This window comes from uncultured Nostoc sp. (assembly GCF_964245445.1).
In the GTDB taxonomy this organism is placed as follows: domain Bacteria; phylum Cyanobacteriota; class Cyanobacteriia; order Cyanobacteriales; family Nostocaceae; genus Nostoc.
Window position 1 is genome coordinate 1 of sequence record NZ_CAXTNE010000329.1, and the last position, 8,017, is coordinate 8,017.

Annotated in this window: 11 protein-coding genes and 1 pseudogene; 8 read left to right on the plus strand and 4 right to left on the minus strand. The window is 42.7% G+C overall.

Annotated features, from left to right (window positions below):
* The 3 genes and pseudogenes from ACFE90_RS33520 to ACFE90_RS33530 all read right to left on the minus strand — a co-directional run.
* Nucleotides 1–624: pseudogene (locus ACFE90_RS33520) on the minus strand (DNA primase); the annotation flags it as partial.
* Between the two features lie 265 nt (nucleotides 625–889).
* Complete coding sequence (locus ACFE90_RS33525; RefSeq protein ID WP_375506614.1) at nucleotides 890–1,615, minus strand: hypothetical protein; 726 nt, start codon at nucleotides 1,613–1,615, stop codon at nucleotides 890–892.
* A gap of 39 nt (nucleotides 1,616–1,654) precedes the next feature.
* Nucleotides 1,655–1,822 carry a hypothetical protein gene (locus ACFE90_RS33530; RefSeq protein WP_163929116.1) on the minus strand — a complete coding sequence of 56 codons (168 nt, stop codon included), beginning with the start codon at nucleotides 1,820–1,822 and terminating at the stop codon, nucleotides 1,655–1,657.
* Nucleotides 1,823–2,138: 316 nt separating this feature from the next.
* On the opposite strand from ACFE90_RS33530, the gene ACFE90_RS33535 reads away from it, so the two are divergent.
* The 8 genes from ACFE90_RS33535 (at nucleotide 2,139) to ACFE90_RS33570 (ending at nucleotide 7,623) form a co-directional block, all read left to right on the plus strand.
* Nucleotides 2,139–2,708 carry a hypothetical protein gene (locus ACFE90_RS33535; protein ID WP_375506615.1) on the plus strand — a complete coding sequence of 190 codons (570 nt, stop codon included), beginning with the start codon at nucleotides 2,139–2,141 and terminating at the stop codon, nucleotides 2,706–2,708.
* Complete coding sequence (locus tag ACFE90_RS33540; RefSeq protein ID WP_375506616.1) at nucleotides 2,701–2,970, plus strand: hypothetical protein; 270 nt, start codon at nucleotides 2,701–2,703, stop codon at nucleotides 2,968–2,970. The genes ACFE90_RS33535 and ACFE90_RS33540 overlap by 8 nt, the downstream gene beginning before the upstream one ends.
* Before the next feature lie 328 nt (nucleotides 2,971–3,298).
* Nucleotides 3,299–3,808 carry a hypothetical protein gene (locus tag ACFE90_RS33545; RefSeq protein ID WP_375506617.1) on the plus strand — a complete coding sequence of 170 codons (510 nt, stop codon included), beginning with the start codon at nucleotides 3,299–3,301 and terminating at the stop codon, nucleotides 3,806–3,808.
* A 12-nt stretch (nucleotides 3,809–3,820) separates the two neighbouring features.
* Nucleotides 3,821–4,468 (plus strand): hypothetical protein, encoded by a 648-nt coding sequence (locus tag ACFE90_RS33550; protein ID WP_375506618.1) that lies wholly within the window; start codon nucleotides 3,821–3,823, stop codon nucleotides 4,466–4,468.
* A gap of 128 nt (nucleotides 4,469–4,596) precedes the next feature.
* Nucleotides 4,597–5,244 (plus strand): hypothetical protein, encoded by a 648-nt coding sequence (locus ACFE90_RS33555; protein ID WP_375506619.1) that lies wholly within the window; start codon nucleotides 4,597–4,599, stop codon nucleotides 5,242–5,244.
* 67 nt (nucleotides 5,245–5,311) lie between these two features.
* On the plus strand, nucleotides 5,312–5,893 hold the full coding sequence (locus ACFE90_RS33560) for a hypothetical protein (protein WP_375506620.1): 582 nt from the start codon (nucleotides 5,312–5,314) through the stop codon (nucleotides 5,891–5,893).
* Nucleotides 5,890–7,347 carry a hypothetical protein gene (locus ACFE90_RS33565; protein WP_375506621.1) on the plus strand — a complete coding sequence of 486 codons (1,458 nt, stop codon included), beginning with the start codon at nucleotides 5,890–5,892 and terminating at the stop codon, nucleotides 7,345–7,347. Before ACFE90_RS33560 ends, ACFE90_RS33565 begins: the two co-directional genes overlap by 4 nt.
* Nucleotides 7,348–7,416: 69 nt before the next feature.
* The gene (locus ACFE90_RS33570; protein ID WP_375506622.1) at nucleotides 7,417–7,623 is read left to right on the plus strand and encodes a hypothetical protein; all 207 of its coding nucleotides are present in this window, start codon (nucleotides 7,417–7,419) and stop codon (nucleotides 7,621–7,623) included.
* A 184-nt stretch (nucleotides 7,624–7,807) separates the two neighbouring features.
* Here ACFE90_RS33570 and ACFE90_RS33575 read toward each other — a convergent pair.
* Nucleotides 7,808–8,017: hypothetical protein (locus tag ACFE90_RS33575; protein ID WP_375506623.1), on the minus strand; the 210-nt coding region annotated here is incomplete at its 5' end.

The following is an 8,017-nucleotide window of genomic DNA, read 5'->3' on the forward strand; positions in this document are numbered from 1 at the left end:
CCCTGCCCCCTGCCCAAACGAAGTAAGGCATCTCACAAAATCGCATCGCTCCCACTGCTGCATGAGGAAGCGCGTACAAGCTTCTACAGTATCAGCACCTTGGACGTATTCGGGGAGAAGGAAAACCAATCGGAATTTATGCCAGTCTGGTTTGTGACTGGCTGTGGTGTACATTAAGGCGCAGTGTTTTTTAATGAAGGGATGGGCTAGGGCTTCTTCAATGGTTAATTGGCGATCGTAAACTTTGATAGAATTTCCATTCTCGTCCTTAATTGGCTTGTTGTATGCATCACGGGCGACATCGGAATTATCAATATCGATTAGTAGCCATTGAGAACCGATGACATTGGCTTTACTGCGCCATTTACCGTTTAACAGTCCGGCACAGATGGCGTGACCTGCTTTAATATGTTGCTGCACATCGGCTAGAGTGCCTTCTGTATCTCGAAAGTTGGCGGCAAGTTTCTTAAAGTCCCAGTCTTTGTTTTTTCCTGTGCCGTTAAACGCAAACTTGATTATCCGACTCTCAATCAACTCAAGTTTTGTCTCCAGGGCAGAATTTGCCCCTTGAGCATCTGCTGATTGCGCCGATACTGAGTGATTAAATTGTTGTAATGGTGACATGATATATTCCTCCTGAAGTGTGTTGGAGGAATTGGAGCTATCCCGAAAGTAATCTTTTAGTACAAACGTTCAAAAATATAATTTGATAAAATTTCTCAAACGCTGTTTACATCTGGTGAGCCAGTGTGTACATTGGCTTTACACCCAATCATGTACGATAAAATTACTGTTAGGGATATTGATCAGGCCCCTTTAAAACCCGATACCCCAATTCCATTTGAAAACCTCGCTGTCCTACCGGGACGCGGGGTTTTCATTGTTTAACCTATAAGTACTTGGCTAAAGTCGCCTTGACAAACTCAGTTACTTCCTCCTGTTGAATAATAAATGCAGTGCCTTTTCTTCTAGGAGCCAGAATTTTCATACTTCCAACTTCAGAATAAAGGTGTGAATTGTGATCAATAGCCGCCTTGGTGGGAGGCCATAAGACCAAAACTTTTGCTGAGGGCGTTTTTGTAGCTTCACGGGAAGACATTGCAAACAAGTCCCTGTTCTTGCTCAACCACTTCTCGTAATCTGCCAATTCAAGCAGTGGGCAAGGACTCCAAACTTTTAGTCCATGTTTGTCTTTCCTCTTGATCTGCAAAACCTCTCTAGCTTCGTTGTAGACAATCTCCTTATCTCCTATTGAGCGAATCGAGATAAACAGGTGAACTTTTCGCTCAAATCTCACAAACAAGTCGATAGGATTCTTGTCCTCTAGCTTTAGCACTGGAAAGACTTGTATCCCCTGGCTTTTAAACTCATCCAAAAGCAGGGCTGTTAATTTTTCCAGTCGTGCAAGTTTTTGAATTCTTATCAATGGCTTGTAAGCCAATGCAAAAGCTGCCCAGCCTACCGGAGTAATGAAGCCGCCTGTAGCAAGTGCAGTACCGCTAATCGCCAGAGCCAAAGCGGATTCGTAGTCTTTCGCCTCCCTAAGCATCTCTAATGCCGTTTCGTTGTGCGGCGGGAGTTGAAAATCGCTAGGTGGGTCTTTCAGGGTCAACATTATACGCGATCGCCTTTTGTTTGCTCTGAGTCGATAATTTTATTTGTTCTCTTTTTTTCGTTCTTTATATTGAGCTATCCAATCCGCAAGTGCGATGCTAGCAAGATTGGAAACTGATCGTTGTTGCTCATCGGCAATTGCTTGTAGGTCGTCTAATAATTCCTGTGATGCCATATAAATTGTTAATCGTGGTTTTTTTGTAGCCATTACGCATAGAAAGTATGCTTTATGGAGCTATTAAATACTACTTCTAAGCTATTTGCAATTATTGTAAGAGAAGTATTGACACTTTGCTTAACTTCACTTACTATATTAGTGTCAAGGTTATCGATACGTCAATAACTTAAGGCAGACGCAAGTAAGACCCAAGCGCAAAACGCTAAGACGACTTCCTTTCGAGGGTTGCAAGGGTTGCAAGCGCTGTTTTGAGAGCATTCAACTATTCACAGCAATATCTGCATTGCGTCCGTTCATTTTCAACGGTCGTGGTAATTGTGCGTGTCTGCATTAGGACAGAGGATTCATGCATATCAATTTACGCAACTTAGAAGCAATCAACGAACTACCTTTTGAGAGAACAATGCTTAATCAAAATCAATTACGAAGGTTAGAAGCAATAGATCGCTGGCTCAGAGAAATTCGAGATTCAGAAGAATTCAGACAACTAGAATACTCCCCAGATGTGATGATAGGGGATGCAATTCAAGCAGTAGGCGAACTACTTGATTTTCACGTTCCTTATGATTCCAAGCCCTTGAATTTTACTAATGAAGAGTGGCATTCATATCTAGAACAAAAGCCAGTAATGCACATTCGCCGTGTAATTCCTTGGCGTGAAAAGATTAACTCATTCATACTTAATGGAGCGTCATCAGTAGCAATTGTGAGCTTGGTAACTACTAGTTTTATGGTAGTTGGTTCTATCTTTTGTCACGGGTTTGACCGCATTGAGGAAAGTAGAGGTGAGGAATATCAACCTACATGGATTTACAACGCCAAGATTTTTGAAGGAAGCGCCATCGCATCAATTGCGGTTTTCTTGGGTGCAAGTCTGACAGGTGCGTGTGTCGCGGGAGATGGGAAAGATGATTGATAAGGAGCTTGTTGGATGTGTAACCCTCCTAAGCAAGTCCAAAACCTACAGTATCGATGGCGCTCTCTATCGCTATCTCTATAGCAGCGACAGTATTAGACACACTCAGTACTATTTCCGTCCTTTACCGCGTCAGTCTAAAAGTGCTGACTTAAAGCTCAATCGTGACAAGGTGCTAAGACGCTGCTACGAAGTGCCGAGCTTATATAAACAGCACACAGCAGAGATAACTAACAACTCAATACAGTTGAGTTTGTTCTAAACCTTGGTAACATTTAGTACCGCGCAAAACGTCCAAAAGCTTTGGCACAAGCGCGTCAACTAGTCCAAAAGGGGCGTATTCGTGGGGGTAAACGAGAAAGTGTCAGTATGTCATCAAAGCTGACAAACCTTGTTATTGCATGGTTATAGCCGACAAATATTAGCTTGGAAAGCCCGTCCAAAGTCTTGAATCCAAGGTTATTGATAGTCGTCCTCATCAGGACTATATCAAATACCTCGAATCAGACTCAGGGCTATATCAAATACCTTGGCATACCCGGATGTCTAGTTAATTTTTGACCAACTTAAAATTTTAATACGGAGATAATGTGACAACAAAAGTGTATTCAGCTAAGTATCGCCACCTGAAACAGATTTATCAGCGTGAGATGGGTAAAGAAATTTCAGATATTACTTGGTATCGAGTAGTAGCTTTTCTCAAACAGCGTTTTAGCTTAGATGTGGAATCAGCTTCGGCTCAAAAAATAGTTGAGACATTTGCAGGAATTCGGCGGCGTTACGGTGCGCTAACCCCTGCTAGCAAGGGATTTAATGAGCGCTGGCAAGTTTTCAAGCACTTCTATGAGTTAGACGCTAGTTACAACGGCAAGAGCTTTTTAGTTGCGCTGGCAGACTATCTAAAAATCAATCTTGACGATGTACCACGCAGCACTCGTTACTACTGGTTTGAGAAAGCCGGGCTATCTTTCAGCGCTGAAAATATTTACCACAGCAAAGATTTAGCCCTTGTTGCGTTTATTGCTGCTAAATGGGCAATCAACAGACGACCGCAACCGATGAAATCCGCAACGATCTCAGTTTTAACACTAGCCCTATAAGGAGCAATTACCATGTCTGACAAATTTACTAACAATGTCCGCGCTCGTTTGTACAAACAGGGTTATCAAGGATTCACTAAAGATGATTACACAACGGCAGCGCTTGCTGTCGAGTGCGATGACCTTGACAATCCCACCAAAGAGCAATTGAGTCAAGCCGTTGACTATCTCAAAGTCAAATCGACAAGCCAATTATCTGTAGTTGATGAACCCGTTGAAGAAACGTTTCTAGTAGGGGAAGATGCACAGCCTGAAGTTGAATCTAATCAGCTTACAGTTGCCGAATCAGAGAATCAGATTGTGCTGACTGACCTTGAAAAGCAAGCCCTCGTTGCAGACATTGCAGAGGGCGCAGGAATTGAACTCAAAGCGGCGGATGTGAAACAGATTACAGTGTCTATCGCTTCTACTTTCGCATCCAGAAAAGAGTTAAACGAGGCAATTTTTAACGCCCTCGTCCACTTTGCAAGGGAATTCAAAAATCAAGAAGTATCCAAGATCCGACGCAAAGCCGACGAAATCAGGCAGACACTGGCAGAGATGGATGATGTTGCTGGCAGTGAACTGAGCCAAATCAAGCAAGCGATGGAGGCGACCGCCCTGGACTACAAAAGCCAGTTTGCAGACCTCGCGTTATCTTTCGCCGGAATCATCGACTAAGCCCGGAGGCAAGCTCACTTACAAACATTTGTTAATTGGGCTTGTGGGGATACCGTTATTAATTGCGCTTGCGGCTCCCCTCTCTCAATGGTTTATGACGGAATGTTGCACATACAGGAGTCAAAAACGTGAAGCATATCAAGAATATCGTTGGTAAGCACGGCAGAAAGCTGAAAGCAAGGGCTGAGAAATTAGGCGTTGCAGACAACTTAATCATGGGTTGCATCAATGGTGACGATGCAGCATTGACCAAAGTAGGGTCAATGGGCAACGAGGGCGAACGCATCTTAACCATCATGCCCTACATCACAGATAACCTCAGTGCATTCATCAAAGGCACTGAGGAGTACAACAAAGGACTTGCAGAGATTTACAAATCTGCTGGCGCGTCTGGTATTGCCATTGACAAAGCCAATGCTGATTTAACGATCGCAAATTTAAAGTACGGTCATGAGCGCTCAGAAATCGGATTGAAGCTGGCCAGCGACCGCACACTAGAGAATCAGCGCTACAGAGAAAGCATCGACCTAGTTAAGCTCAAGGCTTACATCGACTATCACATGAGTAAAGTTGACCATCTAGCAGCTTCTAAATCCCAGTTAGCCCGACCTGTAAAGGCACAATTAGACGCTGATAGAACTTATGAAACGGAAAAAGCCAAACATCTATTGACTTATGGCGAAGGTTCCGACCTTGATTTAGTGCCTCGTAAGTCATTCACGACTAACAAATTAGTGCAAGCGTTCCGCACTGCTGTTTCTACGATTTTCGAGTAATTCGCATCTAAAAATCCCCTACTAAGTTACCGCTCAGTAGGGGAAATAAAAATTAGTCGTAAGAACAATGTTAGATGAACTTGACACCTCATTGCAAGACGGGGACACCGAACAATCACGCTTCTATCAAGACTTTCCTGATACTGCATTTACCCAGGATGAACAAGAAGCTATTAAAAGATTTAAAGCGAAGGAAATTGAAAAGCTTAATCGCAGTCGCGCTGTTCTCAAAGGTATTGAATCTTGCGGCTGGGGTGTTACTTCTTATTGCTTGGCTAAGTATTTAGTAATAGCTACAGGCTCGTCGGGGCTATTGCCTGCGGTCGCTATTGTGTTGGGGATTAATCAAATAGTTAATCGTGATTTATTGGAGTTCACCGTAAATAAGTCTCCTGAAGGATGGGTTTTTACGGACATGGACAAGGCGATAAAGTTTCTTTTTCAAACAATATTCGGATGTTTCATTTTGTGGACTGCTATCGGCGATTTTTACACGACGATGCAGAACTCACACAAAACTTACGACAACATCAAAGCGACTGTAGAAGATTTTAACCGTCTGCCAGAATCAGACAAAACTATTGTATTTGTGGTGGGTGCATTAGTGGCAGGTGGTGTTGTTTACGGCATCCATAAATCCAAGTCATGAAGGCTCAACCACTACTAAAAGTTGGTGCTGTCACAGCTTTACTTCTGGGGCTTTTCAGCGCTTATTACTATGGGCAGACACCGCACCCTTATCAATTTACTGAAGTGCGATTTTGTCCTACTACCGCGAATAAACGGACATTTGGAAGGTACTATAACAAACCCACACAATCACAATTGGCGCTTGATAACAAATACTGTCGTTTCAAGTACAGATTGCTAACAGAAGTATGGAAGTCACGACAGTTTAATGATGTTGTGTCTCTCCCTGACGGTGCTTTCATTACGTCAGATTTGGCTCCATCAGAGAATCCTAGCCTGTGGTTATTAGTCGCGCCTGCTTTTGTCTGGATGGGTTATTACTGCTGGGCTGCAAAAGATGAGATTGACAACGAGTCAAGTTTTCAACGTCTGGAATATTTTAAGACAGCTATTAAGCGCCAAGGTTTAATTACTAGGACTGAGCGCGATTTACAGTCACATGAATCAGGACGGATATCAGACAAGCAGAAAAAGGACATCGACAGACGCGCTGATAATCTGTTAGTCCAAGAACGCTATATCTCTCTTGAGGAATTGCAGCAACAGTACCAGCGTCAATCAAAGCTTGAAGATTTACAGTTTGATAACACTAAAAAACAGTTCGCGGTCGCTGATTCTGTAGCTGATAAATCTATTGCTGAGAATCTGCGAGACAAGCGCAAGGCGGACGCAGAAAACATCAATCCCAGTAGTGAAGCATCTCAGGCTCCACAAGGCACGACCGCCCAAGAATTAGTTCAACTTTTGAAAAATCATGAGGGTGGCTGGCTATGGGATGTCATTGAATCAACAAAACCAGTTTGGGTGTTAGGGGGTCAAGGTAGTGGTAAAAGCAGTTTTGCTGCATCAATTGTTATGTGTAGGAAGGCGATTTTTGATTGGAATATTACATCAATCGTTGACGCTCATGGACATAAGAACAGAGCAAAAGCTTGGAAGTTGTTGATACCTTTGGAGCCGGAATTAATTGGCGAACGCAACGATTATTTAGCTATTGGTGAGGCAATGAATGAAGCTGTTCAACGTTGGAGTGACCGTACAGAAAACGACACCCCTATTCAAACACTTTGGGATGAATTAACACAACTTTCTATGCAGCCACAATGCAAAGAATCAGTCAAAAAATTTGTGAGACATTCACTTACTGATGTTCGTAAGGCAGCCGAATATCTAGTTTGCATTGCTCATGCTTTTACTAATGCAGCTTCAGGCAATGCTGAGGGTTTTAATGACTTAAGGCAAACCGAAACTATCCAAATTAAGCGTAAGTCAAAGAACGGTCGCGTACCTCTAAATCATGCTGAAATTAGTGGTCTTTATGATGACGACGGAAATCTGATTGAATCGGAGCGCGTCACAGTTCCCGACTGGTTTTATCCTGATAGCTTGCTCAGATTTATTAGCGCTCGTTAGAGAAATATTTCTCGTGAGTCACAAAACCGGAAAACTTTGTCGATTAAAAATAGTGAGGGATTTACATTTATGCACCCAATAGAATTTAAGAAAAAGTGGCAATTAACTTATGACGAGTTAGCACTTGTCCTGGGTTATGAAAGTGATTTCACCGTCCGCTGCTGGGGGATAAATGGAGGACATAAGCGCAATCCTCAAAAAGTTGTTTATGTCGCTTGTCGCCTTCTAGATGAAAAATGGTCAGCTGAGGGGAAACTTGTAGATTCTTACCTCTGATAAGAATTGCAGAGGGGAATTTCTTTTACTTCCGTCCATATCCTTAAAACTTATTCTTTCTCCTCCGCTCCCTTGCTGCCTCAATGATTGTCTTTATCAAACTTGCCATTCACCTCTAATAATTTAGAGCCGCGTGTCTGCTAGACACCTATTAAACACAGAAATAATTTGACCTATCTGAATACTATGCACCCAATTGAGTTGAAGAAAAAGTGGCAATTAACTTATGACGAGCTTGCACTTGTTTTAGGTTATCAAGGTGATTATACTGTCCGTTCCTGGAATATGAATGGAAGACACAAGCGTAACCCTCAAAAAGTTGTCTATGTCGCTTGTCGTCTTCTAGATGAAAAATGGTCAGCTGAGGGGAAACAAATAGATTCTTACCTTTGAT